Here is a 26,832-nt window from a genome sequence, read left to right on the forward strand (position 1 = left end):
ATGCGCGAGCACGCGTGCGAGTGCGCGGCGGGGGAAGACGGCCCAGCGCCGCTCATCCCGCCGCGCCGGCCACCGACTCGTAGTGCGACACCACCGGGAACGGGTCGTAGAAGTGGTGCAGCAGCGCGCGCCAGTCCTGGTACTGCGGCGACTTGCGGAAGCCGACCTCGTGGTCCTCGAGCGTGCGCCAGCGGACGAGCAGGAGGTACTCGCCCGGCCGCTCCACGCAGCGCTGGAGCTCGTGCCCCAGGTAGCCGGGCATGGCGGAGATGATGGCCTGCGCCTGCAGGAACGCGGCTTCGAACGCGGCCTCGTGGCCGGCGCGGACGGGGAGCGGGGCGACTTCAAGGATCATGGGGACCTCCGGGGTCGCATTCTCGCCAGACATTGATGAATCTGTGCGACCACCGCCGCCCCTTCGCCGATCGCGCCGCCGACCCGCTTCACCGAGCCGGAGCGCACGTCGCCCACCGCGAACACGCCCGGCACGCTCGATTCCAGCGCCGCCGGGCCGCTCTCGATCTGCCACTCCAGGTCTGCGGCCAGGGTCGGGTCCGCCCGCCGCTGCGCACGTCGCACGTCCGCCCCGGTCAGCACGAAGCCCTTGGCGTCGGACAACACCGGGCAGCCCGTCAGCCAATCCGTCTCGGGCTCGGCGCCGACGAACAGGAAGACGTTGCGCGTGTCCTGGCGCGACTCGGTGCCCGTGCGGGCGCAGCGCCAGGTCACCGCCTCCAGCCCGCGCAGCGGATCGCCGTGCAGCTCGGTGATCTCCGTGTAGGGGCGCAGCGCGATGTTGGACGTCGCCTCGATGCGGTCGATCAGGTAGCGCGACATGCTGTCGGCAAGACCTGGCCCCCGCACCAGCACGTGCACGCGCGAGGCGTGTTCGGACAGGAAGACCGCCGCCTGTCCCGCCGAGTTGCCGCCGCCGACCAGCACCACCTCGCTGCCCACGCACAGCGGCGCCTCCAGCGCCGAAGCCCAGTACCAGATGCCGCGACCTTCGAAGTCGTTCAGGCGCGGCACCGCCAACCGGCGGTAGCGCGCACCGCTGGCGATGACCGCCGTGCGCGCGCGCAGCTTGCGGCCGTCGGTCAAGGCGATCAGGAGCTCACCTTCCGGCCCTTCGCGGGCGCAGTCCAGCGATTCGACCTCGGTGGGAATCAGCAGCTCGGCGCCGAACTTCTCGGCCTGCACGCAGGCGCGACCGGTCAGCGCGCCGCCGGAGATGCCGGTCGGGAAGCCGAGGTAGTTCTCGATCCGCGCGCTGTTGCCCGCCTGGCCGCCATAGGCGCGGCGGTCGAGCACGACCACGCGCAGCCCCTCCGACGCGGCGTACACCGCCGTCGCCAGACCCGCGGGACCGGCGCCGGCGATGGCGACGTCGAAGAGCTCCTCGCGCGGCGTCGTGTCCACCATGCCGATGCAGCGCGCCAGCGTCGCCTCGGGCGGATTCACCAGCACCGCGCCGTCCGGGCAGACGGCGACCACGTCGCCCGGCGCGGCGCCGTATTCCTCGATCAAGGCGGCCGCCGCCGCGTCCTGCGCGACGTCGACCACGCGATACGGCTCGCCGTTGCTGTGCAGGAAGCTCTGCAGCCGCAGCAGCGCGGCCGAATTGGGGCGGCCGATCAGCACCGGCCCGCTCGCCCCCGATTCGATCAGGCCCACGCGGCGCAGGATCATCGCCCGCACCAGGCGCTCGCCGAGGTCGGCCTCCGCGATGATCAGCGCGCGCAGCTGGCTCGGCGGCAGCAGCAGCGTCTCGACCGTGTCCACCGCGATCGCATCGACCAGCGACGGCTTGCCCGACATCGCCGCCAGCTCGCCCGAGAAGTTGCCCCGCGTGTGCTGCACCAGCGGCGTGGTGTTGCCCATGCCGTCGCGATGACACACGTCCACCGTGCCGGCGAGGATCAGGTAGAGCCCCGGGCCGGGCCTGCCCGCGCTGAGCAGCGTCTGGCCGGGCTGGAAGGTCTGCGGCGTGCCGAAGCGTTGCATGCGCGCCATGTCGCAGGCACTCAGCCGCGGATACATCTGATGGCGGCGGGTTTCCAGCGAGTGGTGCGAGGCCTCTGCGTTCATGGCGTGTCCCCTGCGTCGGGTGTTCGGGATGGTTGCGGTACCGCTGATCGCGGGTCTACAGTGGCCCCCACAGTGGGGGAGTCTCGCGGAGTGGCCTTCGAGCACCGGGGGTCACCCGCCCAGCACAACGAGGTGCGCGACCATGTCCCATCTTGGACCGACCTTCGTCCAGATCGTCCACGAGGAAGCCCTGACCTGCGCGGGATGCGCGGCGGTGCTGAGCCGCCGCGCCGACCTGGCGGCCTCGATCTGCAGTCTGGCGCACGCGGTGCGGATCGTGTCGGGCGAGTCGCCCGAACGATGCGACGTCCTCATCGCCGACTACACCAGCGCGCTGGCGCTGGCCCTGACCGCGCGTCAGGCGGCGCGGCGGCCCGGCGGCCATCCCGGCGGCCGATGTCCCCGCATCCTCGTCCTGACCGCGATGGACCGCGAGTGGGACGTCCGTGCCGCGATGGAGGCCGGCGTGCACGGCTACCTGCTGCAGCGATGCCGCCCCGAGCAACTGGTCGAGGCGGTCGACGCGGTGATGCTCGGCGTGCAGTTCGTGTCCGTCGAACTGGCGCCCAAGCTCGCGCGCAGCCTGACCCAGGACCGGCTCACCAAGCGCGAGATGGACGTGCTGGTCGCGATGTCCACCGGCGCGTCGAACAAGGACATCTCGCAGCGGCTGGGCATCACCGGCGCCACCGTCAAGACGCATGTGCGCGCGATCCTCAGCAAGGTCGGCGCGGGCGCGCGCACCGAGGCCGTCGCGATCGCCGCCCGCAGCGGGCTGACGGCCCGACCGCCGCAGGAGTCGGCGCTCCTGGCACAGGCGGACCCGACGGCCCGGACTGCGGCGGCTCAGACGGCGGCCCAGACGGCGCGGACCGCCTTCGCGGAGGCCGCGCGCGCCGGTCACTTCGCCGGGCAGAAGGCGCCGGTCTTGATCCAGGCGTCGACCAGTTCCCCGAACTGAGCCTGCGTCCCCGGCGCCGGCTCGCGCTGCGCGCCGGGCATCCACGCCCAGCCCACCAGCGTGTCGTGCGCCATGTGCTCGTGGATCTGCGCCAGCGTGCGCTTGCCGTTGCGCGCGGGATCCTTGATCTGCTCGCAGATCTCGCCCAGCGACAGGTTCTGCCAGGCCATCTCGCGCGGCGCGACGTGCCACATCGCATGACCGGGCACGCCGGACGCGTCGTTGTTCTTCGCCTGGTGGCAGCTCGAGCAGCGCAGCGCCGGCACGCCCTTGCCGTCCGCACCACGCGTGACGTTGGGGATATGCAACCGCGTCTGCACGCCCTGACCCTGCAGCGGCCGGTCGCCGGAAGGGTGGCAGTTCACGCAGCGCGGGCTCTGGATGACGCGGCCGGCCTCGACGAAGATCGCCCGCGAGCGCTCCTTCGGATCGGCGATCGCGTCGAAGCTCTGCACCGTGCGCAGCGGGGCGACCGCGGCCGACGCGGCGGCGGGGCGGGCGTCCTGGGCGTGCGCGGTGGCGGCGAGTCCGGCGGACGCGGCCAGCCCCACCAGCGCGCCGCGCGTCGCCGTTGCGATGGTCGCCAAGGTGGTCGCCGAGGTGGTCGTCGGGATGATCGCCGAGCCCGGACGACCGGTGGAGGGGGAGATCGGATGGTTCATGCCTTCAGCTCCTCGACGGCGACGGGATAGCTGCGGAAGCGCTTGCCGGTCGCGGCATACAGCGCGTTGATGTAGGCCGGCGCGATGATTGCGGTGCCGATCTCGCCGACGCCGCCGGGCTCCGCGCCGCTGCGGACCAGGTGCACGTCGATCCGCGGCGTCTGGTCGATGCGCATCAGCGGGAAGTCGTGGAAGTTGCTCTGCTCCACGCGGCCCTTGTCGATGGTGAGCTTGCCCAGCATCACCGCCGTCAGGCCGAAGATGTGACCGCCTTCCATCTGCGCGACGACGCTGTCCGGGTTGACGGCGATGCCGCAGTCCAGCGCCGTGGTCAGGCGGCGCAGCATCACCGCGCCATCGGGCGTGACGCTGAGCTCCATCACCATCGCGATGTGGCTGCCCCAGGCGTTGAGCACCGCCACGCCCCGGCCGGTACGCGCCGGCAGCGGCGTGCCCCAGCCGGACTTCGCGGCGGCGGTCTCCAGCACCGCCTTCAGTCGCGGGTTGTCGTTCAGGTGCGCGAGGCGGAAGGCCACCGGATCGGCCTTGGCCGTGACGGCGAGCTCGTCCATGAAGCCCTCGACGGCCCAGGCGTTGTGGTTGGGGCCGACGCCGCGCCAGAACGCGGTCATGTAGCCGGACGGCGGCTCGACCGGGACGTACTCGACGATCTTCGCGGGGATCGAATAAGGCGTCTCGGCGGCCTCGACGGCGTCGGGATCGGCGACGCCGGGCTGCAGCCATTGCGGCGCGTAGCGAGCCACGATCGACGAGCCGGACAGGCGGTGCGAGATCGCCGTGATCTTGCCGGCGCTGTCGAGCGTCGCGGCCATCTCGTCGCAGTAGAGCGGGCGGAAGCTGCCATGGCGGATGTCCTCCTCGCGGCTGTAGATCACCTTGAGCGGGAAGTCGACCTGCCGGGCGAGCTTCGCGGCCTGGCCGACGTACTCGGCGTCGAGCCGGCGTCCGAAGCCGCCGCCGATCAGGAAGTTGTGGACCTGGATCTTCTCGACCGGCACGCTGCTGACGGCGGCGATCGCCTGCTGCGCCTTCACCGGCGCCTGCGTGCCGAGCCATACGTCGCAGGCGCCGTCGTGGAAGTGCAGGGTGCAGTTCATCGGCTCCAGCGGCGCGTGGACCATCGTCGGCGCGTCGTACTCGACCTCGACGAGCCGGGTGCCCGGCGCGGCCTTGGCCGCGGCGAAGTCGCCCTCCTGCTTGGACACGATGCCCTTGCGCTTGAGCGCGTCGCGCACCGAGGTCTTCCAGGCCGTGGTGGAGAAACCCGCATTCGGCCCCTCGTCCCAATCGATGACCAGCGCGGCGAGGCCCTTGCGCGCGGCGCCGTAGTGGTCCGCGACCACGCCGACGATGTCGTCCGCGACCAGCACCCGACGCACGCCGCGCACGGCGAGCGCCTTGCTGTCGTCGACGCGGCGCACCTTGCCGCCGACCACCGGGCAGTGCGTGATCGCGGCGACCTTCATGCCGGGCAGGCGCGTGTCGATGCCGAACTGGGCGCTGCCGTTGGTCTTGCTCCTCGTGTCCAGCCGCTTGGCCGGCGTGCCGACGAGCTGGTAGGCCTTCGGGTCCTTCGGCGGCACGTCCTTGGGCACGGGCATCCCGGCGGCCTTGGTCACGAGCGCGCCGTACGCCAGCTGTTTGCCGGTGGCCGCCTGCACGACCTTGCCGTCCCGCGTGACGCATTCCTGCGCCGTGCATTGCCAGGTGTCGGCGGCGGCGTTGACCAGCATCGCGCGGCAGGTCGCGCCGGCGGTTCGCACCGCCTTCCACGCGGCGATCATCGAGGCCGACCCGCCCGTGATCTGCATGCCGAAGACCGGGTTGGCGTAGCGCTTCTCGTCGGCCGGGGCCTGCTCGATGGTGACGGTCGAGAGCGGGACGTCCATCTCCTCGGCCAGCATCATCGGGATGGCGGTGAAGGAGCCCTGGCCCATCTCGACGAAGGGGATCACATAGGTGACCTTGCCGGACGGCGTGATGCGGATGTAGACGCTGGGTTCGAAGGAGGCAGCCGCGGAGGCCGCGGTCGCGCCCTTGGCGGCCTTTGCGGCACTGGCGGCGTCTGCGCGAAGGGGCAGGCAGAACGAGGCGACGAAGGCGCCGCCCGTGCCGGCGCCGATCTTGAGGAAATCACGGCGTTCCATGGCTCACCCCTTGGCCGGTGCGCCGGCGGCCGCCATCAGGATGGCGGACTTGATGCGCGGGTAGGTGCCGCAGCGGCACAGGTTGCCCGACATCGCGGCGTCGACGTCGGCCTCGGTGGGGCGCGGGTTCTGCTTGAGCAGCGCGCAGGCCGACATGATCTGGCCCGATTGGCAATAGCCGCACTGCGGCACGTCCTTGTCGACCCAGACGGCCTGGATGCGCTTGCCGACGGGGGTCTGGCCGATGGCCTCGATCGTGGTGATGGCCTGCTTGCCGACGCCCTCGACGGGGAAGGAGCAGGAGCGGACGGGATTGCCGTCGAGGTGCACGGTGCAGGCGCCGCACATCGCCATGCCGCACCCGAACTTGGTGCCGGTCAGGCCGACGACGTCGCGCAGCACCCAGAGCAGCGGGGTGTCGCCGTCGACATCGACGCTCCGCAGCTTGCCGTTGATCTTGAGCTGGTAGGCCATGAGCGGGATCCTCCTGTGGAAGACCCACTGTCCGGCCATGGCGGGGCGGTGTCGTCAGCACGGGGGATGCATGCCGGCTCGTTCGGGGCGGGGAGACGCGCCTCATCCCTCGGGATGAGGACGGATCGGTCGGCCGGGGCATCGTCACGCCGCCGTCACCGCGCTGGCGGATGATCGAGGCTTCCACCATTTTGTCCCCGCCGACCATGAGCTCAGCATCCGACCGCGACGATCTCGTCGAACGCATCCGCCGCGACCTGCAGGACGGCTACGACGAGGAACTGGAGCTGGAGATCGAGGACCGCCACGTCGACGAGGCGCTGCGCGCGCTGGACGAGAGCGATTCCGACAGCGCGCACGGCGAGCGCATCGCCTACTTCAAGCACCTGTTCCGCCTGCAGCGCGAGCTGGTGAAGCTGCAGGACTGGGTGCACCACACGCGGCAGAAGGTCGTGATCCTCTTCGAGGGCCGCGACGCCGCCGGCAAGGGCGGGGCGATCAAGCGCATCACGCAGCGGCTCAACCCGCGGGTGTGCCGCGTGGTGGCGCTGCCCGCGCCCAACGACCGCGAGCGCACGCAGTGGTACTTCCAGCGCTACGTGCCGCATCTGCCGGCCGCCGGCGAGATCGTGCTCTTCGACCGCAGCTGGTACAACCGCGCCGGCGTCGAGCGGGTGATGGGCTTCTGCGGCGAGGACGACGTCGAGGAGTTCTTCCGCTCGGTGCCCGAGTTCGAGCGCATGCTGGTGCGCTCCGGCATCACGCTGATCAAGTACTGGTTCTCCATCAGCGACGAGGAGCAGCACCTGCGCTTCCTGGGCCGCATCCACGATCCGCTCAAGCAGTGGAAGCTGTCGCCCATGGACCTCGAGTCGCGCCGCCGCTGGGAGGACTACACGCGCGCCAAGGAAGTGATGCTCGACCGCACGCACATCCCCGAGGCGCCGTGGTGGGTGGTGGCGGCCGACGACAAGAAGCGCGCGCGGCTGAACTGCATCCAGCATCTGCTGGACCAGTTCCCGTACCACGAGGTCGAACGCACCGAGATCCGCCTGCCGGATCGCGAGCGGCACGACGACTACATGCGGCATCCGGTGCCGGAGTCGATGTTCGTGCCGGCGAAGTACTGAGCAGGCATCGATCAACGGCGCTCGGCGAGCGCCACCGCATCCGGCCCGGCGGCGCGATGCAGGCGGTCCGTCGTGTCGTTGGCGGCCAGCCAGACGGCCTCGGCGACGTCCTCCGGCGTCGTCGTGAGCGAGGCGCCGACGAACTCCGCAAAGATGCGCTGCGCGTAGGCCGCGTAGGGCGGCGTGATCAGGCCCTGGATGCGCTCGCCGGCGTTCGCCGAGAAGTTCGTGCCCGGGCCGTAGCCGGGTTCGACGAGGCGCACGCGCACGTCGAAGTCGCGCAGCTCCAACGCCAGCGAGGCGCTGAACCCCTCGATCGCCGTCTTGCTGGCCGTGTAGGCCGCCACGAGCGGGAAGGGCGCCAGCGTCGCGCTGGACGTCACGTTGACGATGGTGCCCGAGCGCTGCTCGCGCAGGCGGGGGATCACCGCCTGGCACATCGCCAGGGTCCCGAAGGTGTTGGTCTCGAAGACGTCGCGCACGGTGGTCATCGGCGTCGCTTCGAAGGCGCCGAACAGGCCGATGCCGGCGTTGTTCACCAGCACATCGATGGTCCCGATGTCCTCGAGCGCGCGGGCGATGCTCTCAGGCCGGGTGACGTCCAGCGCCACGACCCGGAAGCGGGAGGAGGGCGGGATATCGATGTCGCGCGGGGTGCGCATGGTGGCGATGACCTGCCAGCCCTGGGCGTGGAAGTGGCGGGCGGTGGCGAGGCCGTAGCCGGACGAGCAGCCGGTGATCAGGACGGTCTTCATCGGGAATCTCCATGGGTGGGTGGGAACAGGGAGCCACGATAGAGATCCCGCGCCGGACGAACGAGGGCGTATCGTCCGCATTTCTTTGGCCAACGTCCGGACATGAGCGATCCGCTTTCCGATGTCGTGCGCCTGCTGCGCCCGCGCGCGGTCATGGCCAACCTGATCAGCGGCAAGGGCGGCTGGGCGGTGCGGTACGCCGAGTACGGCCAGCCGAGCTTCTGCATCGTGCTGGAAGGGCACAGCCGGCTGGCGGTCGACGGCCATGACGTGGTGACGCTGCAGGCCGGCGACTTCGTCCTGCTGCCGACGACACCGGCCTTCACGCTCTCGAGCGTGGACGCGGTGCCGGTGATGCCGATGGATCCGCGGGAAGCCGCGAAGACGCGCGGCGAGTTGCGCTACGGCGAGCGCCGCGGTCCGGCGGACATGCGCGCGCTCGGCGGCGCGTTCGCATTCGACTGTGCCGATCCGGGCCTGCTGGTGGCGTTGCTGCCGCGCGTGGTGCACGTGCGAGGCTCATCGCGGCTGGCGCTGCTCGTGCAACTGGTCAGCGAGGAGGCGATGGCGCCCAAGCCCGGCGGCGAATTCATGATGTCGCGCCTGGTCGAAGCCATGCTGGTCGAGGCGATGCGGGCGAGTTCCACCGCGGACGCCCCGGCGGGCCTGCTGCGCGGGCTCGCCGATGAGCGGCTCGCGAAGGCGCTGCAGCAGATGCACGCCTGGGTCGAGCGCCCGTGGACGGTGGCGCAACTGGCGAAGCTCGCGGCGCTGTCGCGGTCCGCGTTCTACGAGCGCTTCACGCGCACGGTCGGCGTCGCGCCGATGGAATACTTGCTGGCCTGGCGCATGGAGATCGCCAAGGAACTGCTGCGGGCGGGCAAGGTGCCGGTCTCGGAAGTGGCGGAGCGCGTCGGTTACGGCTCGACGAGCACCTTCAGCACGGCGTTCAGCCGGCACGTGGGTATGGCGCCGAGTCGTCATGCGCGCGGCTGAGCCGCGCGGAACACAGCGTGTGTGAGCGCGGTTCGCGCCAGCAGACACGTCGAGTCCAGCAGTGGCGGCAGAGGGGGCGCGTCGCCGCTGAAGCGGCGCGAGGGCCCTCAGCTCAGACGCAGGTTGGACTGGTTCTCGTCCACGAGGCGGCGATAGACGCGGAAGTGGGCGGCGGAGGCGCGCGGCTCGCCGAGCTGCTCGCACAGCGAGCCCAGGCGGTAATGCGCTTCAGCCAGCGCCGGGTTCAGGTCCAGCGCCTGCTCGAAGGCCGCGATGGCCTGCGTCAGGCGGCCGGCGCTCTCCTGGACCTTGCCGGCGAAGAAGTACAGCGACGCGATGTCGCTGCACCAGCCGACGGCCTGGTCGATCAGCTCCAGCGCGTCGTCATGACGGCCCTGGCGGCTGAGCAGCGAGGTCAGTTGCGCGAAGGCCTCGATGTGGCAGGGATCGTTGGCGATGGCTTGGCGATAGCCCGCCTCGGCGGCGGCTTCGTCGGTCGTCTCGGTCAGCGCCGCGAGCTCGACCAGCGCATCCAGCGCGGCGTTGCTCAGGCGGCGCGCCGAGCTGTGCAGCTCGACGTCTTCGACGCGCACGGCGGGGCGCGCGGACGTGATGTGGGCCAGGAGGATGTCGGCGGCGGAGATCGGCGGGTTGGTGGTCATGGCAGTGCTCTGGTGAGTTGCCGTGAATGGTGCCGGGGGTCGGGACTTGCCTCTGCCGGAGAGCGGTGCGAGTGCGTGTAGGACAAGCGGAAGGGCCCCGTGCATGGTCCGCGCGAGGCGAGAAGGCGAGGCGCGAGGCGGGGGCGATCCGCCTCGCCGATCTCACTTGAGCGTGACGAGTTCTTCGGCGATGGTCGGATGCAGGGCGACCGTGCTGCGGAAGTCCTGCCAGGTCGCGTTCGCCTTCAAGGCGACGGCGATGAACTGGATCATCTCCGCGACCCCGTCGCCGAGCAGGTGCACGCCCACCACGCGGTCGGTCGCGTCATCGACGAGCACCTTGAAGAAGACCTGATCCCGCGAGCCGGCGAAGGCCTGCGCCATCGAGCGGAACCGGGTCTTCAGCACGCGCAGGCCGGGAAAGCGTTCTCGCGCCTGCACCTCGGTCAGGCCCACCACGCCGATCTCGGGCGTGGTGAAGACCGCGGTCGGGACCAGCGCGTAGTCGATCTCCGGCCCCTCGATGCCGCCGTAGTGGCGGTCCGCAAACGCCTGACCCTCGCGGATGGCCACCGGCGTCAGGTTCAGACGATCGGTGACGTCACCGATGGCGAAGATCGATGCGACGGTCGTGCTGCCGCCGGGGCCGACCACGATGGCGCCTTTGTCGTTGACCTCGACGCCGGCCGCCTCGAGCCCCAGGCCTTCGATGTTCGGGCGGCGGCCGGTGCTGAGCAGGACGGCATCCACCTCGAACACGCGGCCGCCGGTCGTGGCGACGCGCAGGGCCGCGCCTTCCCGCCGCAGCACTTCGATGCGGTCATCGAAGACCAGGTCGACGCCGCGCATGGACAGATGCTCGCGCAGTGTCTCGGCGATCTCGCCGTCGAAGCCGCGAAGCAGCGCCGGGCCCCGCACGAGCTGGGTCACCTGGCTGCCCAGACCGGCGAAGACGCTGGCGAACTCGACGGCGATGTAGCCGCCTCCGACGATCAGGAGGCGCCGCGGCTGCTCGCTCAGATGGAAGAGCTCGTCCGACGTGATCGCCAGTTCGACGCCGGGGAAGCTGGGGCGGTCAGGGGCAGCGCCGGTGGCGATCAGGATCCGCTCGGCCGTCACGACCTTGCCGCTGCTGCGCAGCCGCACGGTGTGGGCGCCCAGCAGCGTGGCATGTTCGGGGAAGGTCTGCACGCCTACCCCGTGGAGGTTGCGCTCGTAGACGCTCTCCAGGCGGTCGATTTCGGTGTCCTTGTTGTTCATCAACGCGTGCCAGTCGAAGCGGGCCTCCGGCGCGTCCCATCCGAAGGCCTTTCCGGCCTTGAACGCATCGGGGAAACGGCTCGCGTAGACCATCAGCTTCTTGGGGACGCAGCCGCGGTTGACGCAGGTGCCGCCGAAATTGGCACCCTCGGCGATGCCCACGCGCGCGTCGTGCTTTGCGGCGACCCGAGCCGCGCGTGCGCCGCCGGAACCTGCGCCGATCACGAAGAGATCAAAGTCGAACTGCTGCATACGTCAACGGCCCGGAGGTCGATCCGGGCGCTCCTATCGATACGACAGCGTAACGACGCGCGCTCTGCCCATCAACGGTGGGCGGGGGAACAGGTCATTGTGCGGGTCGGAACAATCGCGTGCTGCAGCGCGAATGTTTGGCAGACACCGGTCGATGGCTGGCGCGACATTGAGGCGCTGGCCAACTGGTGCAGCTTGGCAGCTACTCCGTCGAGTCCGCGTTGGCTGCGCGCAGTGGGTCTGACGCCTCCAGCCAGTCCAGTTCGTTCTCCAGGGTATGGAAGGCGTCGTCGCCGATCTCCGCCGCGTCGCGCATGGTCAGGAGCGTCTGCCGAGCGGCGTCGAGCGCCCCTTCATAGGCGTCGTCGTACTCGGCGCCGAACGACGCGAAGGCGCTGCCGGTGTCGTGAAGTGGCCGGCCCAGGTGCATCTTCAGGTTCTTGCGCACCAGGTCGTGCACGGGTGTCGAGTCTTTCGGCAGCCGGGCAAAGGCGGCGTCGAGCATTCGCTGCCGCGCCGCCGTTTCCTCTTCGCCCACCGGGTCGCCGTCCCGCAGGTTGAGCAAGCGAAGAAGCGGCTTGAGCGTCAGGCCCTGGATGAGCAGGGTGCCCAGGACGACCAGGAATGCGGTGAGCACGATGAGGTCTCGCCCGGGGAACTGTGCTGGAAGCGCCAGGGCTGCGGCAAGCGTGACGATGCCTCGCATGCCGGCCCACGAGATGACGAGACCGCTGCCGACGGTCGGCTTCAGCATCAGCCGCGCCACCTTGACGCGATGTCTCTTGCCGAACGCGCCGAGCATCGCGTTGAACGCCATGTGCCAGCCAATCCGCACCACGATGACGGTCAGCAGCACGGCGGCCGCAACGGTCAGATAGTGGTCTCGCGTGGCCTCGGGCAGGTCGAGGAGGATCGGGCGCAACTGCAGGCCGATGAAGATGAACGCAAAGATGTTGAGCGCGAAGACGACCGTCGCCCACACGGCGTTGGTGGGGACGCGGACGCGCGCCTCGATGCGGGCAGGTGCGATGCGAGCCAATGTCATGGCGAAGCACACCGTGGTGAGCACGCCCGACAGGCCAAGGTGCTCGGCCAGTTGCCAGACCCCCACGGCGCCGACGAACTGCATGATGATCGCCGTCGGGATGTGCTGGACGCGTTCGAGCAGCCGCTGCGTCAGCAAGCCCAGCGCGGGCCCGGCGACGAGGCTGCCGACCACGCTGAGGACGAAGGCCGGCGCAATGGCTTGCAGGGAGAAACTTCCTGCCGCGACGGCGCCAACGGCCAAGCGGTAGATCAGGAGCGCGCTGGCGTCGTTCAGCAAGCTCTCGCCCTCCAGGATGCCGAGGATGCGTTGCGGCGGATGCAGCGGGCGAAGGACGGCGGTCGCGGCCACGGCATCTGGCGGAGCCACGATGGCCCCGAGCGCGATGGCGGCGGCCCAGGGCAGGGTCGGCACCAAGGTGTGAGCGACCAGCGCGACCGCCGCGGTGGTCAGGCTGACCGCGACGATCACCAGGCTTGCCAGCGGAAGCCAGTTGTCCTTCAGGTCGCGCAGTGACGCGTCGTATCCCGCGTCGACCAGGATCGGTGCCACGAAGAGGGCAAGCACCAGGTCGGGTGGCAAGGTGAGATGAGGCGCGCCGGGTAGCAATGCGAGCACCGCGCCGCCTACCGCCAGGAAGACGGGGTAGGGGGCGCCCATCCTTCTTGCGGCAGCGGCCAGAAGCACCGCTGCGACGAAGAGGACGATGATCTGCTCTAGGTCGTGCACGGGCCGAGTATGTCAGTGCGAAAGGGCTTTCGCGCCCCCGGTTCACAATAGGCCGCCATGAAGTTCTGTCTAGCCTGCCTGCTTTGTCTGCTGCTTGCGCCCGTCTGGGCGGTGGACCTGCGCGATGGCGACGTGGTGCTCTACCGCCATGCGCTGGCGCCAGGGGGCGGCGACCCGCCGGGCCTCAAGCTCGGTGATTGCGGCACGCAGCGCAACCTCAGCGACGCGGGGCGCGATCAGGCGCGCCGCATCGGCGAGGCGCTGCGCCAGCGCCTGGGCGGGTTGCGCGTCGGCGCGGTGTGGGCTTCGCCCTGGTGTCGCACGTTGGAGACGGCGCGGCTGGCTTTCCCCGGCTTGCCGGTGAAAGAGCAGCCGGCCTTCGGCTCCTTCTTCGGGCAGATGGAGCGCGAGGCCGGCCAACTGCGCGATGCCACCGCGCTGCTGGCCGGTTGGCGCGGGCCGGGCGTGCTGGTGGTCGTCACGCACCAGGTGACGATCACCGGGCTCAGCGGAATCCATCCCGCGTCTGGTGAAGGCGTCGCGCTGCGCTGGGTCGACGGACGCGCAGAAGTGCTGGGCGAGTTGGCCGCCCCAGCCCCCTGAGCCGCGTTCAGAACCGCGGCAAGCTGAAGCCTCGCTCATTCAGTCAGAGGACGTCCCTCCGCTCTCGCGCCCCATTACCCCAAATGGACGCTCAGCGGCGGCAGCATCGAGCCGCCGCTCTCGTTCACGAGCCGCTGGTCATGCAGGTAGTCCTGCGTCACCTCGACCACCCAATGCCGCTCGAACTTCTTTCCCACCTTCTGGACCAACTGGTCGAAGGTCAGCGCATCCAAGGCATTGCTGTCCAGATGAACCGGCCCGCCGGTGCCTTCCTGAACGAGATCGCAGAGCGCCGCCGCGGTGTCGGACATGAAGGAGCACGCCGGCCGCCACGCTGAACTCGCGCGGATGCGCCCATCCCGGGCCTGCTGCTCATCCAGGTGACGGAGCATGTTGTTGCCGACACCATCCGGCGCGATCTGCCAACCGATGCGAGCCACCGTCGCCGACGGATAAGCCGTCAGCACCGCGTCCTCGCATCGAATCTTGTACTGCCCGTAGTTGTCCTTTGCGGTCCGCTGGTCGCGTGGCCGATGAGGTCCCCCTGACGAAGCGTCGAAGACCATCGCGGTGCTCACGAAGACCAGGGGCACCCCGTGCAGCCTCGCGAAGCCTGCCAGCTGAGCTGCCCACGACTCGGCGCCCATCGCCAGGTGGACGATGGCATCCGGCGCCTCGGCGCGCAGGAAGGCCAGGGCGGCGGCCTCATCGGCAGGGTCCACCGCGCCGCGGTCCCAACCCACCACGTCCCAGCCTCGCGTTTCCGCTTCACGGCCGACCCAGGGAGCCACGGTGCCGTTCAGTCCGGTGATGAGGAGCTTCATGTCCAGTGTCGATCTTTGGCTGTTGATCCCCCCGACTCTGCCACGCGTCCGGGGCTTCGCGCGCGGCTCGCCGCCATCGGTTCAGGAGGCCAGCGCCATGCCTCGCATCGCGGCAGGGGAGAGCTGCAGGCCCGCGGGTCGTTCGTCCCGCTTGCGTCAGCACCCGGTCGGTCTTGCCTTCAGCAATCGAGGCGACGTACAGGAGGCGGCGGAGCATTCAGACCTCGTGTTTTTCCGCGACGAATGGGCGCAAAGCCGGTTCGTGCCACAAGCCGTCAGAGGTCGGCGATCTTGAGCCTCGACCGCGTAGGTGGGGTCGGGGCATCCGCGATCACGGCCAGCGCCTGCACCAGACGGTCCAGGTCATGGACCTTGTCGTAGTAGCCGTCGATGCCTGCGGCGATACACAGCGGCCCGAACACGCTTTCGTCCCCACAGGTGACGGCATACGCCGTGCCTTGAAACCCCTGGGCCCGGAGTCGCTGGACCGCCGAGAAGCCGTTGCCCGTGGACAGGGTCAAGTCGGTGAGGATGACGTCCGGCCTGCACAGGCCTGCGGCCATGACGGCTTGATCCTCATGCTCGGCCTCTCCCACCACTGCCGCACCAGGCACCCGGGTCAGTCGGTCTCGAAGCCGCCGTCGGAACGAGGACGATGCGTCGATTAGCAGAATTCGCATTTCTTGTCGGTCGATGGCAGCCATCCTCTTCGCTGCGCGAGCAAAAAAAGAAGCCCGGACCGCTTGCGCGCCGCCGGGCGTAATCGACTGATGTCGACCCCGCTCAGGGAGGAAAAGCGGGGACGTTGCCGCCGCTCTTCACGACGTAACAACGTGAAATGAATTTTGCACTTTTATCATTTGTGCGAATGCCGGCAAATCCATCAACTCGCTGTCGGGAAATGACCTACAAACCGGGTCCCGCCGCCACTCCGCACCGTTCATGTCCGTTCCCTCCGGCAGATGCTTCTCTCCGTTTTCCTCGCACCACGCGGTTCGGATCGCCGTCCTCTTTTGCAGCTTGCTCGGCACCGCCGGCGCAGCGACGCTCCGCGGCGAAGTCGTCGGCCTCTCTGATGGCGACACGCTGACCGTGCTGGACAGCGAGCACCATCCGCATCGCGTGCGGCTGGTCGGAATCGATGCACCGGAGAAGCGCCAAGCCTTTGGGGAGCGTTCGCGGCAGCACCTCTCGGAGCTGGTCTTCCGGCAGGAGGTTGTCGTGGACTGGAAGAAGAGAGATCGCTACGGCCGCATCCTCGGGCTTGTCCGCGTGCGTTCGGTCGATGTCGGCCAAGCCCAACTGAGAGCAGGCCTGGCCTGGCACTACAAGGCGTACGAGCGGGAGCAACCGGCCGCACAACGCACCCTGTACTCAGCCGAGGAGATCGATGCCCGGCGCGCGCGGCGCGGCCTATGGAGCGAGACGACGCCAACCCCTCCGTGGGAATTCCGTCGCAGCAAAGTGACTGGCTCAAGAGCTCCCGCGGAACATGACTCCTCCCGTTGAAGTGCCAGGTCTTGCCCTGCCGCTTTGAGAAGGGCGGAGGGGGCCAGTCCAGACCATCAGTCGTGCAGCACCTATCTTCGCGATGAGCAAAGGCGATTGGCCGGTCGCATCGGCGATCCGTACCATCTCGAGCAAGATCAAACTCGGTTGGAAGGGGATGCGAGATGGCCAAGACTGCAACGTTCGGAGTGCTTCACCTCGGGACCTCTTTCACGGTGACCTACCTGCTCACCGGAAGCATCGCCATCGCGGGCCTGGTGACGTTCATCGAGCCGCTGGTCAACACCGTCCTCCACTACTTCTTCGACAAATACTGGGGGCACCCGTCGATCAAGGCGTGGTGGTCGGCACGCCGCAAGAAGGCGCATGAGCGCTCGCTCGCGACGGCGAAGGTCGAGGTCGCCTGAAGGGCGAAAGTGTTGGCGCTAGTGAGGCGAGCGCTATGTCGCTACGCGGTTGACACGTTTCAGCACAGCCCCGCGCTGCACTCTCAGGTCTGGCGGCAGCATCTGGATGAGCTTCTCGCTCCCATCCGCAAACCGCCTGATCAGCCGATTCCCGCTTGCCACAACGACCGAGCCGGTCTCCGCCAACGCCTGCTCGTAAGCCTTCCGTCCGGCCTTTGCGGCCAGCTCCGGAAACCACGCCTCGGCCGCAAGCATCTCCTCTTCGGTGAGATCTTCCGGCCTCAGCGCCATGTGAGTTCAGCTCCCGCCGCTCACACCGCCACCGGCGCCTTGATCGCCGCGTGGTGCTGGTAGTCCTGCAGCTCGAAGTCCTCGAACTCGTAGTCGAAGATCGACGCCGGCTTGCGCTTGATCTGCATCGTTGGATACGGGAACGGGCTGCGCGACAGCTGCGTCTCCACCTGCTCGAAGTGGTTCGAGTAGATGTGGCAATCCCCGCCCGTCCAGATGAAGTCCCCCAGACCCAGCCCGCATTGCTGCGCCAGCATCTGCGTCAGCAGCGCGTAGCTCGCGATGTTGAAGGGCACGCCCAGGAAGATGTCCGCGCTGCGCTGGTACAGCTGGCACGACAGCTTGCCGTCCGCCACGTAGAACTGGAAGAACGCGTGGCAGGGCATCAGCGCCATCTGGTCCAGCTCCGCCACGTTCCACGCCGAGACGATGATCCGGCGCGAATCCGGATTGGTCTTCAGCTGCTTCACCACCTCCGCGATCTGGTCCACGTGCCCGCCGCCCGCCTTCGGCCAGCTGCGCCACTGCACGCCGTAGACCGGGCCCAGGTCGCCGTCCTCGCGCGCCCACTCGTCCCAGATCGTGCAGCCGCGCTCCTGCAGCCACTTGACGTTGGAGTCGCCGCGCAGGAACCACAGCAGCTCCAGGATGATCGACTTCAGGTGCACCTTCTTCGTCGTGACCAGCGGGAACCCCTCGCTCAGGTCGAATCGCATCTGGTGCCCGAACACGCTGCGCGTGCCCGTCCCCGTCCGGTCGCCCTTGGCCACGCCGTGCTCGTACACGTGGCGCATGAAGTCTTCGTACTGGCTGCGCACGGGGCGCGCAGCGGTCGAGGCAGGGGCGGTCGGGGTCGTCATGAGGGCGATTCTAGAGGGCCCGCGTCGAGCCCCCAGGCCGCGCGGTCTCCCCGGGCCGCTCCCTCGCCCGGACGACGTCACCCCCCGGAAGAGGTAGCCGGCGCCCCACCGCATTACGCCTGTAATGCGCGCGGCGAGCCGTCGTAACCCGATCCCAACGTGCGCCTCCGAACATCGCCGCAGCCCGGACAACGTCGCTCGTACGCCAGCGGCCGCCGGCCATCGAGACAAGCCACGCGGGGTCCGCATGAAATCCATCCAGTCGCTCAGCACCGGCACGCGCCTCGCGGCCGTGTTCCTGCTCCTGCTCGCGCTGTCGGCCCTCAGCACCGGCGTGGTCGTGTCGCGTTTGGCCGCCGTCAGCGCCAGCCTGCGCCAGATCGAGCGCGAACGCCTCCCGCTGGTCCAGCGCCTGGGCGACATGTCCGACCAGGTCAACGCCGTCGGCCGCGGCCTGCGCAACGCGCTGATCTTCGAGGACGAGACCCGCATCGCCGCTGCGCTCGTGGACACCGGCCGCCAGACGCGCGAGATCGCCGCCACCATCGAGTCGCTGAAGCACCAGCCCGCGCTGGAGAACGGCGCCGCGGACATCGCGCGCCTGTCGCGCTCGTTCTCGGACTACGTGCCGCTGCAGCAGCGCTTCGTCGCGCTGCTCAAGGACCGCCACCGCGAGGAGGCCGGCGCGCTGCTCGTGGGCGAACTGCGCGCGGCGCAGCTGAAGACCATGGCCGACCTCGATGCCCTCAAGGACCGCCAGACCGCGCTCATCAGCGCCGCGGCGGAGGAGGGCGAGGAGGGCTACCTGAACGCCCGCGGCCTGCTGGTCGCGCTGTGCGCCGCGATGCTGATGGGCGCCGCGGTGGTTGGCAGCCAGCGGATCCGCCGGGACGTCGCGCCGGGCACCGGCGAAGCGGTCGCGCGACTCAGCGCCTGAGCGACGCGATGGCCGAGCGCCTGTACGCCTGTACGCCCGAGCGCCTCGGCACCCCCGAACACCCCTGAACACCCGCTACGACGGAGAACGCTCATGAATCACACGGTGAGCCGGCCCTACCGCTGGGGCGTCTACGGTCTGCTGGCCGCGCTGGTGGCGCTCAGCATCGGCATGTCCGTCGCCATGGACTGGATGACCGCCAGCATCCGCAGCAGCGCCACGCCGCTGCTCAAGGAGAAGGTGCCGCTGCTGCATCACCTCTCGGAGTTCGAGTCCTCGCTGCTGCTGCATCAACTGGCGATGAACAAGTACTTCGCGAACTCGATCAGCCATGACCGCTTCGTCATGCTCGAGCGCGACACGCGCCGCGACATGGACGCCAACCTCCAGGCCCTGCGCGCGCAGACCGAGCACAAGGACGTCATCGGGCGGATGCAGGTGGGCTTCGAGTCCATCCTCGCGCTGACGCCGCGCTTCGACGCCGTCGCCGACAACCCCAAGCCCGGCGCCGCCGAGGCGGTGCTGTTCGAACTGAACCGGCTGACCAACCAGGTCCGCGGCGACATCGACGCGCTCCAGGACGAGATCGACGCCATGGTCTACCGCAGCAGCGAGCAGGCCACCCATCGCATCGACCAGATCGGCACCGTCGTCCACGTCTTCAACCTGATCACCGCGGTGACGGCGCTGTTCATGATCCACCACGTGTGGGCCCGGCTGCGCTCGGAGGATGTCCTCGCGCACCAGGCCGTCCACGATCCGCTGACCGGGCTGCCGCATCGCCGCAGCCTGGAGCGCCGGCTCGCCCAACTGGACGGCGCGGACCTGACGCTGGTGCTGGGCAAGCTGGACCGTTTCGAGCGCGTCGTCGTCAGCCTCGGCCATCGTCATGCGGACCAGTTGATGCTCGACGTCGGACGGCGACTGGAGGCCGCGACCCGCGCCCACGGCGGCCAGTTGTTCCGCCTGGACGGCGCGATGATCGCGGTGCTCTACGAGGGCCCGAGCGCGGAACACGTCGCCGCCATCGCCCACCTGCGCGAGGAACTGGCCCGGCCGTTCCGCGTCAACCGCCACGAGGTCTTCCTGACGCTGAGCCTGGGCGAGGTCGACAGCCGCGAGGACGGCGGCAACGCCGAGACGCTGCTGCGCAAGGCCGATGCCGCGCTGCAGTCGGCCGAGCGCGCGGGCGGCGACCAGTTGGTGCCGTACTCGGCGCACCTGCAGACGCAGACGCTGGAGCGGCTCGACATGGAAGCCGATCTGCAGCACGCGATCGAGCGCGGCGAGCTGGCGCTGCACTACCAACCGCAGCAGGACCTCGCGACCGGCGCGCTGCGCGGCTTCGAGGCGCTGCTGCGCTGGAAGCGCCAGGGCCGCCTGGTCTCGCCGGCGGAGTTCATCCCGCTCGCCGAGGAGTCCGGCCTGATCGTGCCGATCGGCGCCTGGGTCTTCGAGCAGGCCTGCCACCAGGCGCGCCTGTGGAACGAGGGCCGCGCGGAACCGGTGGTCATCGCGGTCAACGTGTCGATGCGGCAGTTCCAGCAGGCGGGCTTCCTGGACACGATCCGCCACGGGCTGGCCGTGTCCGGCGTCGATCCGGAACACGTGGAGATCGAGCTCACCGAGAGCACCGCGATGCAGGACCCGGAGAAGGTCATGGACGTGCTGGAAGCGCTGCGCGGGCTCGGCCTGGCGCTGGCGATCGACGACTTCGGCACCGGCTATTCCAGCCTCGCCTACCTGAAGCGGTTTCCGTTGAACAAGCTCAAGATCGACCAGTCCTTCGTGCGCGGCATGAGCCTCGATCCGAAGGCGAATCCGTCGTGCATCGTGCACGCGGTCGTCGGCCTCGCGCACAGCATGCAGCTGACGGTGCTGGCCGAGGGCGTCGAGACCCAGGAGCAGCGCGCCCGCCTCGTGGAGATGGGCTGCGACGAGATCCAGGGCTATTTCTACGGCCGCCCGCTGGCGGCGGACAAGGCCGCGGAGTTCCTCGCGCAGCACGATCGCCGCGCGGCGCTGACCGCGATGGCGCCGATGGTCGCGACAAGCGCCACGGCCGCGTCCGCGCTCGGCCTGTCGTTCCCGGCACTGGCGGCGGCGTGAGCGCTCCGGGCGATCGTCGATGAACCCCCGATGGCAACGGCGCGCGATCGGTGCGCGTCCCCTCGATCAACGGGCCCGCGATCGTGCCCATTTGCGCACGTGGACCTTCGACGCCGATGCGCCGCTGGCGATGGCCGAGATCCTCGATGTGATCGACGCGCTGGAGGAGATCGAACGACTCGACGGCCTGGATCCCCGGACCGGACCGGGCAGGGTGTTGATGGCGCGGGTCGTGCCCGCGGTCTCCGGAAGGTTCAGGCCGCCGCGCGCTTCAGCCGTGCGCGGACGCGGCCCAGCGCCTGCCACAAGGTGGCGGCGTCTGCCGGCTTGAGCGAGCCGGCCTCGGCCGGCAGCGGCGCCAGGCCGGACTGCTCGGCGAGCGCGATGGCTTCGTCCACCAGCCCGATCCAGCGGCCCAGCAGTGCGGCGCTGATCTCGAGGCGGTCCAGCGTCTGATGCGCGACGCGCGAGGCCGCGGCCGCGCCGGCCGAGGCCAGCGCCAGCAGGCGGTTCCATTCCTGAGCGATCGCGGCTGACTCGGCCGTCATGTCGGCAGTGTTGGCGGTGGCGGCAGTGACGGCAGCCGCCTCGTTTCGCACCGCGCTGCCGCGCTGGACGACGAGATCGTCGAGCGCATTGCTCATGTGGATCAGCGTTTCCACCTGCGCGATCGCGTCGCGCAGGCCGATGTCGAGCGCGCGCAGGCTGGCGCGCGCGCCGGCCCGGTCCAGCGCCTGCGGACGCGGGCCCGGTGTGCCGAGGCGCGCGATGTGTCCGGCCGACTGGAGTTCCAGCCAGGCCAGCCGTGCCATCCGCGCTTCCAGCCCGGCGAGCGTCGCCGCCGTCCCGTCCTCGAGTCGACGGGCGGCGGCTTGGGCGAGCGTGAGATCGGTGGTATCGGGCCGGATGCGGGATGCCGCGCCGGGGGATGCGTCTGAAGCGTCCGACGGATCCTTCGCCGACGTGCGTCGAGGTCGCACACCGCGAACGGCGGCGGCCACCAGCAGCGCGATCGCCGCGAGGCCGCCGACCGCCCAGGCCCGCGAGCTGCCCGCGGTGTCATGCGACGCCTCGCGCATGCGGGTCACATACGTCTCGCGCACGGTCTTGCGTTCCGCCAGCGCGGCGTCCAACGCCTGTCGCTGACTGTCCCCGTGCAAACGCGTGGCCATCGCCACCGAACCCTCGCGCACGAGGCCGCTCTCGTCGGCCAGCAGGTCCCACAGGCGCCGGTCGGCCGACAGCATGTCCGCCATCTCCGCGCGCGACGTGCCGCCGCGCACGCCGGCGATCAGGTCGCTGCGCGTCTGCTCGGCCTGGAAGCTCAAGGCCGTCAGGCGATGGAAAGCGCCGCGGGTGCCGGCGTCGATCTCGCGCCGCGGGGCGACGCGCGCCCGCATCAGTTGCGCGCCGGCTTCGTCGACAAGGCGATCGAGCCGATCGAGGCCGTGCATGACGCGCAAGTCGGTCTCGATGCCGGCTTCGAATCGGGCCGTACCCGTGCCGAAGGCGGCGACGCCAGCGCCGAGCACCAGTCCGGCCATGCCCAGGCGGGCGCCGGGGCGCGCCGCCAGTGCGGAGATCGCGGCGACGAGCGTGGAGTTCTCCGGCGCTGATGCACCAGCGGAGTCATCGACGCTGCGGGGCTTGCCCGGCTCGTCCGACTTGCCCGGATTGCTCCGATGGCTTGGACTGCCCGGGCTGCCCGTGTCGCGCGGCTTTCTCGCGTTACCCGAATTGCCCGGGTGGCCGGCGGCGCTCATGTCGAATGCCCCAGCTGCGAATCCCGGCCCAGCGTCGTGCTGATCGCATCGGCGATCGCCTGCAGCCGCTGGACCTCGCCGGCATCGAAGGCGTCCGCCGATGTCGAGAACAGCGCCAGGCAGCCGTACCAGACGGGACCGTGCCAGATCGGCAGCAGCAGCGCCCGCGCGCAGGTCGCGCAGCCGCGCCACGCGAAGGTCGTCCCCAGGTCGGAGAGATGTCGTCCCAGCACCTGCGGCTCGCCGGCGCGCAGTGCGCGCAGCACCTCCTGGCGACCGGGCAGCAGCAGCAGGTCGCCCACCCACGGCGGATCGATCAGCCCCGTGCGCGCCGCCACCTGACGGATCAGCAGGCGATGCAGCGCGTCGGCGCCCGGGCCCGTCCGCGCGACGCAGACGAGATCCGCGGCGCCCGCGCGCACGAGCGCGTTGCCGATGCCTTCGAGCGCCTCGCCGGTCACACCGAGCCGCAGCGCATCGCGCCAGGCCGGCTCCTCGAAGCGCGCCTGCATCGCGCCGATCGCGGCGGTCTGGCGGCGCAGCCGGCTGGACAGCCACAGCAGCCCGAGCGTCATCGCCCAGCCCGCCGCCAGCGCGGCATCGATCAGCGCGCGGTCGCGTTCGCCGTGATCGGCGGCCCAGGCCTGGTGTCGGCGCTCCGCCTCCGACTGCGCGGCGGCCAGATCGGTGAGCGCGCGCTGGACATCGACGGTCGCCGGCGCCAGCTGCGTCGCGACGAGGTGCCGCACCGCCGCCGTGTCGTCGGCGCGCAGGCCGTTGGCCAGCCGGTCCAGCGCGAGCGTCAGCGTGCGGATCCGCGCCGCGGCGGCGGAGGTCGCCGTCGTCAGTTCGGGCGAGGGTTCATGAGGACGGTCGTCGCCGAGCTTGCGGAAGGCGTTGCGCGCGCGTTCGGCGCTCGCCTGCACGGCGAAGGCGGCCTGCGTGGGCGTGAGCTGGCCGTCGTCGCGTTCATCGACGATGCGCAGCGGCGCGGTCAGCAGACCGTCGCTGACCGACAGCAGCAACGCCGCGCGTCGCGAGGCCGGCAGCGGCGCCAGGTCGGGCCAGGGGCGGTCGGCGCGGACGGCGACGAGGGTCGTCGCGGTCAGCGCCGCCAGCAGCACGAGTGCACCACGGTGTGCCCAGCGAGGGGCCACGGCAGCGCCGGGGTTCAGCGTGTCCATGCGCCGCATCGTGCGGCGGTGCGACTACCGCGCGGTTACCCCCGGCGACCCGGACGTTTCAGCTGAAACCGCCGATGCGTCGAGCACGCGGGCCACCGCCTGCGCGAGCTCCGCCGCGCTCAGCGGCTTGCGCACCAGCTCGCGCGCGCCGGAGGCGGCGACGCGGGCTTCGAGCTCCTCGCCGCCGTAGCCGCTCATCACGAGCACCGGCAGCCCGGGGCGTTGCGCGAGCAGGCGCTTGGCCAGCTCGACGCCGCTCATGCCGGGCATGGTCTCGTCGGTCAGCACCGCGTCGAAGCGTTGCGGCGCACGCTCGAAGGCGACAAGCGCCGCCTCGGCGCTCGGGAAGCCGACCGGCTCGTAGCCGAGTTCCGCCAGCAGTTCCTCGGCGAATTCGCGCAGCGGCGCCTCGTCGTCGACGATCAGCAGCGTCTGGCCGTCGCCGCGCGGCGGCGCCTCCGCGTCGTTCGACCGGAGCGCGCGCGGCGCCTCGCCGGCCACCGGGAACCACAGCGCGAAGCTGCTGCCGCGGCCCGGCTCGGTGCGCACGTCGATGGCGCCGCCCATGTCGGCGACGATGCTGTGCACGACCGACAGGCCCAGCCCCGTGCCTTCGCCGACCGCCTTCGTGCTGAAGAACGGATCGAACATGCGGCCGTAGACGTCCGGCGCGATGCCGGTGCCGGTGTCGGAGACGCGGACCTCGGCGTACCGGCCCGGCGGCAGCGTGCCGTGGCTCAGCAGCACGGGCTGCGCGCGCACCAGCACGTCGACGCTGAGGCCCAGCCGCCCGCCGCCAGGCATCGCGCCGACGGCGTTGCTGCACAGGTTGCTGACCAGCTGCTGCATCTGCAGCACGTCCCCGAGCAGACCGGCGTTGCCGCCGCGCAGCGCGGTGTGGAGTTCGACGTCCGCGGGCAGCGTCGGCGTCACCAGTTGCAGCGCCTCCTCGACGGCCTGGTCGACGTTGACCAGGCTGCGGTCATGCACGCCGCTGCGGCTGAAGTCCAGGATGCGGCGCACCAGCAGCCGGGCCCGCGCGCCCGCCTGCATGATGCGGTCCAGGTGGCGCGCCAGGTCGGCGTTGGCAGTGCCGGCGCGGCGCTGCGCCATCTCGCCGTGGCCCAGGATCGCGCCCAGGATGTTGTTGAAGTCGTGCGCGATGCCGCCGGCCAGCGTGCCCAGCGACTCCATGTGCTGCGCGGTCCGCAGTTGGGCCTGCAGGCGCTCGCGTTCGGCCTCGGCGTCCTTGCGCGGCGTGATGTCCATCGCGGCGCACGAGAAGCGCGTCGGCCGGCCCGCCGCGTCGCTCAGGCATCGTCCGCGCAGGTGCAGCCAGCGCCAGACGGTGTCGTCCTCGCCGTCGTCCAGGGTGTCGCTCAGGGTTTCATTCGCGGCTTCATTCCCGACCTCACGCTTCGCTCCGCTCGCGCTGTCTCGGCGCTCATCGGCGGGACGTGTGCCGCCGCCGGAAAGACGGACGCGGTACTCGATGTCGAGCTCCGGCGTGCGGCCCGCCAGGTGCTCGTGCAAGCTGTCCGTGACGACCGGACGATCGTCCGGATGCAGATCCAGGGAGAGGAACAGCGCGCGGGCTTCCATCGGCCGCGCCGACGGCGCCGCGCCGTGCAGGCGCAGCCAGCGTTCCGAGGCGAAGAAGCTGTTCTCCTGCAGGTTCCACTCGGCGTGGCCCTCGTTGGCCGCCTCCATCGCCAGCGCGTAACGCTGTTCGCTGCGGCGCAGCGCCTGCTCGCCGCGCTCGACGCGCAGCAGCTGTCGCAGCATCAGGCTCATCGTCAGCAGGCCCACCGCCACCAGCGCCAGCGTGCGCAGCGCCAGGCCGACCATCTCCGCGCGCCACGGCGCCATCGCCTCGTGCGCGTCCTTGGTCACCGACATCATCAGCGGCCGGTCCGAGACCGGGAGCGACACGATGAACTTCTCGCGCCCGTCGACGGGGCTGCGCGCAATCCGCGGTGCGCTGGCCTGCTGCGAGGTCAGGTCGCTGAAGACCTGCCCGTCGGCGCGCGAGTCCGGCGGCTGGCGCACGACCAGCCGGCCGTCGTCGAAGGTGAGGATCAAGGCACTGCCCGCGCCGAGGTCGATCGCGTTGTAGACCTCGCGCAGCTCGTCCAGCGTGACGATGGCCGTCACCACGCCGGCGAAGGCGCCGGTCGGCGTCTCCAGCCGCCGCGACACGACGAGCGCGGCGCGGCGCTCCGACCGCGTCACGATCGGCGGATTGATGAACAGGCCGGCCACGCGCGAGTCGCGTTGCGTCTCGAAGTAAGGTCGGTCGGAGACGTCGGCCAGCGGCTCGCCGGTCTGGCGCGAGCGGTAGCGCTGCCGGCCGTCGGCATCCGTGATCGTCAGCACGCTGACCTGCGGCGTGGCCGATGCGCGCATCCGCAGCGCGTTCTCGATGTCGGCGCCGGTCTGCCTGGCACCCTTGTCGCGGTACCAGATCGCCGTGTCGGTCAGGAGCAGGTCGACGGCCTGCAGGCTGCGCTCCGCTTCCTCCGACAGCGCCCGGGCCAGGTTGCTCAGCTCGCGGCCGGTGGACTGCGTGACCTGCTGGTGCAGCCGCCACGCGTCATAGGCGGACGAGGCGGCGAACGCCAGGATCACGCCGCTTCCGACGACGGCGATCCAACGGCGCAGCGAGCGGGTTTCGGTCATGGGGCGAAGGGAGCCGGCGTGGACGTTGAAGGGGCGGACGGGGTGGATTGTGTGGGCGGGGCAGGGGGTCAGTCCTTGCGCAGCAGCGGGCGGACGGCGGCCAGCAGTTCCTCGCGCAGGCAGGGCTTGGGCAGCAGGCCCTGGAGGACGAGCTGCCGGGCGGCCGGCGACGCGGCGCCGAGCGCTTCCGAGACCTGCGTCGACAATCCCAGCAGGGCCGCGCGCGGATATGTGGCGCGCACGCGTTCGATCAGCGTGCGCACGCCGTCGCGCAGCATCGGCAGGTCCAGCAGCACCAGGCCGACGGCCTCGGCGCCGGGTTCTCCGGCGGCGCAGCCGGCGGCGATCGTTCGAGCGTCCATCACGTCGTGCCCGGCGGCGGCCAGCCACTCGGAGATCAGTTCGCGGATCGCGGCATTGTCGTCAAGAACAACTACGGTGAACATCGGCGGGGCGCGGGTGGCGGGGCCGTCCCGGAAGTCCG

At 70.3% G+C, this 26,832-nt stretch carries 25 protein-coding genes; 8 read left to right on the plus strand and 17 right to left on the minus strand.

Going from position 1 to position 26,832, the window contains the following annotated elements; genetic code table 11:
- Window positions 1-52: 52 nt before the first annotated feature.
- Both AC1VNM_RS06215 and AC1VNM_RS06220 read right to left on the minus strand, forming a co-directional pair.
- Window positions 53-355 (minus strand): antibiotic biosynthesis monooxygenase family protein, encoded by a 303-nt coding sequence (locus tag AC1VNM_RS06215; RefSeq protein WP_483106236.1) that lies wholly within the window; start codon window positions 353-355, stop codon window positions 53-55.
- Entirely contained in the window at window positions 352-2,088 is a 1,737-nt protein-coding gene (locus tag AC1VNM_RS06220; protein WP_483106237.1) for an FAD-dependent oxidoreductase, read from the minus strand. Before AC1VNM_RS06220 ends, AC1VNM_RS06215 begins: the two co-directional genes overlap by 4 nt.
- Before the next feature lie 142 nt (window positions 2,089-2,230).
- On the opposite strand from AC1VNM_RS06220, the gene AC1VNM_RS06225 reads away from it, so the two are divergent.
- Window positions 2,231-3,049 (plus strand): LuxR C-terminal-related transcriptional regulator, encoded by an 819-nt coding sequence (locus AC1VNM_RS06225; protein ID WP_483106238.1) that lies wholly within the window; start codon window positions 2,231-2,233, stop codon window positions 3,047-3,049.
- Here the strand turns inward: AC1VNM_RS06225 and AC1VNM_RS06230 are convergent.
- The 3 genes from AC1VNM_RS06230 to AC1VNM_RS06240 are packed head-to-tail and all read right to left on the minus strand — an operon-like array spanning window position 2,989 to window position 6,353.
- Complete coding sequence (locus AC1VNM_RS06230) at window positions 2,989-3,711, minus strand: Isoquinoline 1-oxidoreductase subunit (RefSeq protein ID WP_483106239.1); 723 nt, start codon at window positions 3,709-3,711, stop codon at window positions 2,989-2,991. The two genes, AC1VNM_RS06225 and AC1VNM_RS06230, sit on opposite strands and share 61 nt — an antisense overlap.
- Window positions 3,708-5,879, minus strand: coding sequence for a xanthine dehydrogenase family protein molybdopterin-binding subunit (locus AC1VNM_RS06235; protein WP_483106240.1), 2,172 nt, complete (start codon window positions 5,877-5,879; stop codon window positions 3,708-3,710). The genes AC1VNM_RS06230 and AC1VNM_RS06235 overlap by 4 nt, the downstream gene beginning before the upstream one ends.
- A 3-nt stretch (window positions 5,880-5,882) precedes the next feature.
- On the minus strand, window positions 5,883-6,353 hold the full coding sequence (locus AC1VNM_RS06240) for a (2Fe-2S)-binding protein (RefSeq protein WP_483106241.1): 471 nt from the start codon (window positions 6,351-6,353) through the stop codon (window positions 5,883-5,885).
- A gap of 206 nt (window positions 6,354-6,559) precedes the next feature.
- On the opposite strand from AC1VNM_RS06240, the gene ppk2 reads away from it, so the two are divergent.
- Window positions 6,560-7,483, plus strand: coding sequence for a polyphosphate kinase 2 (gene ppk2 / locus AC1VNM_RS06245; RefSeq protein ID WP_431103370.1), 924 nt, complete (start codon window positions 6,560-6,562; stop codon window positions 7,481-7,483).
- Between the two features lie 11 nt (window positions 7,484-7,494).
- On the opposite strand, the gene AC1VNM_RS06250 is transcribed toward ppk2, so the two are convergent.
- The gene (locus AC1VNM_RS06250) at window positions 7,495-8,238 is read right to left on the minus strand and encodes an SDR family oxidoreductase (protein ID WP_483106242.1); all 744 of its coding nucleotides are present in this window, start codon (window positions 8,236-8,238) and stop codon (window positions 7,495-7,497) included.
- 102 nt (window positions 8,239-8,340) lie between these two features.
- Between AC1VNM_RS06250 and AC1VNM_RS06255 the strand changes: the two genes are divergently transcribed.
- Entirely contained in the window at window positions 8,341-9,234 is an 894-nt protein-coding gene (locus tag AC1VNM_RS06255; RefSeq protein ID WP_483106243.1) for an AraC family transcriptional regulator, read from the plus strand.
- 107 nt (window positions 9,235-9,341) lie between these two features.
- Here AC1VNM_RS06255 and AC1VNM_RS06260 read toward each other — a convergent pair whose 3' ends face one another.
- The 3 genes from AC1VNM_RS06260 to AC1VNM_RS06270 all read right to left on the minus strand — a co-directional run bounded on the left by AC1VNM_RS06260 (window position 9,342) and on the right by AC1VNM_RS06270 (window position 13,182).
- Window positions 9,342-9,896 carry a tetratricopeptide repeat protein gene (locus AC1VNM_RS06260; protein ID WP_483106244.1) on the minus strand — a complete coding sequence of 185 codons (555 nt, stop codon included), beginning with the start codon at window positions 9,894-9,896 and terminating at the stop codon, window positions 9,342-9,344.
- A gap of 162 nt (window positions 9,897-10,058) precedes the next feature.
- The gene (gorA, locus tag AC1VNM_RS06265) at window positions 10,059-11,408 is read right to left on the minus strand and encodes a glutathione-disulfide reductase (RefSeq protein WP_483106245.1); all 1,350 of its coding nucleotides are present in this window, start codon (window positions 11,406-11,408) and stop codon (window positions 10,059-10,061) included.
- Between the two features lie 202 nt (window positions 11,409-11,610).
- Window positions 11,611-13,182, minus strand: coding sequence for a cation:proton antiporter (locus AC1VNM_RS06270; RefSeq protein ID WP_483106246.1), 1,572 nt, complete (start codon window positions 13,180-13,182; stop codon window positions 11,611-11,613).
- A 57-nt stretch (window positions 13,183-13,239) separates the two neighbouring features.
- Between AC1VNM_RS06270 and AC1VNM_RS06275 the strand changes: the two genes are divergently transcribed.
- Window positions 13,240-13,785, plus strand: a complete 546-nt coding sequence (locus AC1VNM_RS06275; protein ID WP_483106247.1) for a histidine phosphatase family protein — start codon at window positions 13,240-13,242, stop codon at window positions 13,783-13,785.
- A 74-nt stretch (window positions 13,786-13,859) separates the two neighbouring features.
- Here AC1VNM_RS06275 and AC1VNM_RS06280 read toward each other — a convergent pair whose 3' ends face one another.
- Window positions 13,860-14,609, minus strand: a complete 750-nt coding sequence (locus tag AC1VNM_RS06280; RefSeq protein WP_483106248.1) for a sugar nucleotide-binding protein — start codon at window positions 14,607-14,609, stop codon at window positions 13,860-13,862.
- Window positions 14,610-14,884: 275 nt separating this feature from the next.
- Window positions 14,885-15,313, minus strand: a complete 429-nt coding sequence (locus tag AC1VNM_RS06285) for a response regulator (protein ID WP_483106249.1) — start codon at window positions 15,311-15,313, stop codon at window positions 14,885-14,887.
- A gap of 238 nt (window positions 15,314-15,551) precedes the next feature.
- Between AC1VNM_RS06285 and AC1VNM_RS06290 the strand changes: the two genes are divergently transcribed.
- Both AC1VNM_RS06290 and AC1VNM_RS06295 read left to right on the plus strand, forming a co-directional pair.
- Window positions 15,552-16,118 carry a thermonuclease family protein gene (locus AC1VNM_RS06290; RefSeq protein ID WP_483106250.1) on the plus strand — a complete coding sequence of 189 codons (567 nt, stop codon included), beginning with the start codon at window positions 15,552-15,554 and terminating at the stop codon, window positions 16,116-16,118.
- A gap of 164 nt (window positions 16,119-16,282) precedes the next feature.
- Complete coding sequence (locus tag AC1VNM_RS06295) at window positions 16,283-16,525, plus strand: DUF2061 domain-containing protein (RefSeq protein WP_377155279.1); 243 nt, start codon at window positions 16,283-16,285, stop codon at window positions 16,523-16,525.
- A 33-nt stretch (window positions 16,526-16,558) separates the two neighbouring features.
- Here AC1VNM_RS06295 and AC1VNM_RS06300 read toward each other — a convergent pair whose 3' ends face one another.
- Together AC1VNM_RS06300 and AC1VNM_RS06305 are read right to left on the minus strand one after the other, a co-directional pair.
- A complete protein-coding gene (locus AC1VNM_RS06300) occupies window positions 16,559-16,816 on the minus strand; it encodes a hypothetical protein (protein WP_483106251.1) in 258 nt (85 codons plus the stop codon).
- Window positions 16,817-16,836: 20 nt separating this feature from the next.
- Complete coding sequence (locus tag AC1VNM_RS06305; RefSeq protein ID WP_483106252.1) at window positions 16,837-17,676, minus strand: thymidylate synthase; 840 nt, start codon at window positions 17,674-17,676, stop codon at window positions 16,837-16,839.
- A gap of 247 nt (window positions 17,677-17,923) precedes the next feature.
- Here AC1VNM_RS06305 and AC1VNM_RS06310 point away from each other — a divergent pair, with 247 nt between their 5' ends.
- Together AC1VNM_RS06310 and AC1VNM_RS06315 are read left to right on the plus strand one after the other, a co-directional pair.
- Window positions 17,924-18,613, plus strand: a complete 690-nt coding sequence (locus AC1VNM_RS06310; RefSeq protein ID WP_483106253.1) for an MCP four helix bundle domain-containing protein — start codon at window positions 17,924-17,926, stop codon at window positions 18,611-18,613.
- Between the two features lie 93 nt (window positions 18,614-18,706).
- Window positions 18,707-20,722, plus strand: a complete 2,016-nt coding sequence (locus AC1VNM_RS06315) for a putative bifunctional diguanylate cyclase/phosphodiesterase (protein ID WP_483106254.1) — start codon at window positions 18,707-18,709, stop codon at window positions 20,720-20,722.
- Between the two features lie 254 nt (window positions 20,723-20,976).
- Here the strand turns inward: AC1VNM_RS06315 and AC1VNM_RS06320 are convergent, their stop codons facing one another.
- From AC1VNM_RS06320 to AC1VNM_RS06335, 4 genes are all read right to left on the minus strand, one after another.
- Window positions 20,977-22,485 (minus strand): hypothetical protein, encoded by a 1,509-nt coding sequence (locus AC1VNM_RS06320; RefSeq protein ID WP_483106255.1) that lies wholly within the window; start codon window positions 22,483-22,485, stop codon window positions 20,977-20,979.
- On the minus strand, window positions 22,482-23,669 hold the full coding sequence (locus AC1VNM_RS06325) for a hypothetical protein (RefSeq protein WP_483106256.1): 1,188 nt from the start codon (window positions 23,667-23,669) through the stop codon (window positions 22,482-22,484). The genes AC1VNM_RS06320 and AC1VNM_RS06325 overlap by 4 nt, the downstream gene beginning before the upstream one ends.
- Window positions 23,670-23,693: 24 nt before the next feature.
- On the minus strand, window positions 23,694-26,348 hold the full coding sequence (locus tag AC1VNM_RS06330) for an ATP-binding protein (protein WP_483106257.1): 2,655 nt from the start codon (window positions 26,346-26,348) through the stop codon (window positions 23,694-23,696).
- 68 nt (window positions 26,349-26,416) lie between these two features.
- Window positions 26,417-26,794 (minus strand): response regulator transcription factor, encoded by a 378-nt coding sequence (locus AC1VNM_RS06335; RefSeq protein ID WP_483106258.1) that lies wholly within the window; start codon window positions 26,792-26,794, stop codon window positions 26,417-26,419.
- Window positions 26,795-26,832 lie beyond the last annotated feature (38 nt).

Source organism: Mitsuaria sp. MSU3D, assembly GCF_056867975.1.

Coding starts and splice junctions, on each gene's coding strand:
- gorA (WP_483106245.1), bottom strand. CDS start 11,408: ATGCAGCAGTTCGACTTTGATCTCTTCGTGATCGGCGCAGGTTCCGGC.
- AC1VNM_RS06305 (WP_483106252.1), bottom strand. CDS start 17,676: ATGACGACCCCGACCGCCCCTGCCTCGACCGCTGCGCGCCCCGTGCGC.
- AC1VNM_RS06260 (WP_483106244.1), bottom strand. CDS start 9,896: ATGACCACCAACCCGCCGATCTCCGCCGCCGACATCCTCCTGGCCCAC.
- AC1VNM_RS06320 (WP_483106255.1), bottom strand. CDS start 22,485: ATGAGCGCCGCCGGCCACCCGGGCAATTCGGGTAACGCGAGAAAGCCG.
- AC1VNM_RS06300 (WP_483106251.1), bottom strand. CDS start 16,816: ATGGCGCTGAGGCCGGAAGATCTCACCGAAGAGGAGATGCTTGCGGCC.
- AC1VNM_RS06335 (WP_483106258.1), bottom strand. CDS start 26,794: ATGTTCACCGTAGTTGTTCTTGACGACAATGCCGCGATCCGCGAACTG.
- AC1VNM_RS06330 (WP_483106257.1), bottom strand. CDS start 26,348: ATGACCGAAACCCGCTCGCTGCGCCGTTGGATCGCCGTCGTCGGAAGC.
- AC1VNM_RS06315 (WP_483106254.1), top strand. CDS start 18,707: ATGAATCACACGGTGAGCCGGCCCTACCGCTGGGGCGTCTACGGTCTG.
- AC1VNM_RS06325 (WP_483106256.1), bottom strand. CDS start 23,669: ATGGACACGCTGAACCCCGGCGCTGCCGTGGCCCCTCGCTGGGCACAC.
- AC1VNM_RS06255 (WP_483106243.1), top strand. CDS start 8,341: ATGAGCGATCCGCTTTCCGATGTCGTGCGCCTGCTGCGCCCGCGCGCG.
- AC1VNM_RS06310 (WP_483106253.1), top strand. CDS start 17,924: ATGAAATCCATCCAGTCGCTCAGCACCGGCACGCGCCTCGCGGCCGTG.
- ppk2 (WP_431103370.1), top strand. CDS start 6,560: ATGAGCTCAGCATCCGACCGCGACGATCTCGTCGAACGCATCCGCCGC.
- AC1VNM_RS06225 (WP_483106238.1), top strand. CDS start 2,231: ATGTCCCATCTTGGACCGACCTTCGTCCAGATCGTCCACGAGGAAGCC.
- AC1VNM_RS06215 (WP_483106236.1), bottom strand. CDS start 355: ATGATCCTTGAAGTCGCCCCGCTCCCCGTCCGCGCCGGCCACGAGGCC.
- AC1VNM_RS06220 (WP_483106237.1), bottom strand. CDS start 2,088: ATGAACGCAGAGGCCTCGCACCACTCGCTGGAAACCCGCCGCCATCAG.
- AC1VNM_RS06295 (WP_377155279.1), top strand. CDS start 16,283: ATGGCCAAGACTGCAACGTTCGGAGTGCTTCACCTCGGGACCTCTTTC.
- AC1VNM_RS06230 (WP_483106239.1), bottom strand. CDS start 3,711: ATGAACCATCCGATCTCCCCCTCCACCGGTCGTCCGGGCTCGGCGATC.
- AC1VNM_RS06250 (WP_483106242.1), bottom strand. CDS start 8,238: ATGAAGACCGTCCTGATCACCGGCTGCTCGTCCGGCTACGGCCTCGCC.
- AC1VNM_RS06290 (WP_483106250.1), top strand. CDS start 15,552: ATGTCCGTTCCCTCCGGCAGATGCTTCTCTCCGTTTTCCTCGCACCAC.
- AC1VNM_RS06235 (WP_483106240.1), bottom strand. CDS start 5,879: ATGGAACGCCGTGATTTCCTCAAGATCGGCGCCGGCACGGGCGGCGCC.
- AC1VNM_RS06280 (WP_483106248.1), bottom strand. CDS start 14,609: ATGAAGCTCCTCATCACCGGACTGAACGGCACCGTGGCTCCCTGGGTC.
- AC1VNM_RS06240 (WP_483106241.1), bottom strand. CDS start 6,353: ATGGCCTACCAGCTCAAGATCAACGGCAAGCTGCGGAGCGTCGATGTC.
- AC1VNM_RS06285 (WP_483106249.1), bottom strand. CDS start 15,313: ATGGCTGCCATCGACCGACAAGAAATGCGAATTCTGCTAATCGACGCA.
- AC1VNM_RS06275 (WP_483106247.1), top strand. CDS start 13,240: ATGAAGTTCTGTCTAGCCTGCCTGCTTTGTCTGCTGCTTGCGCCCGTC.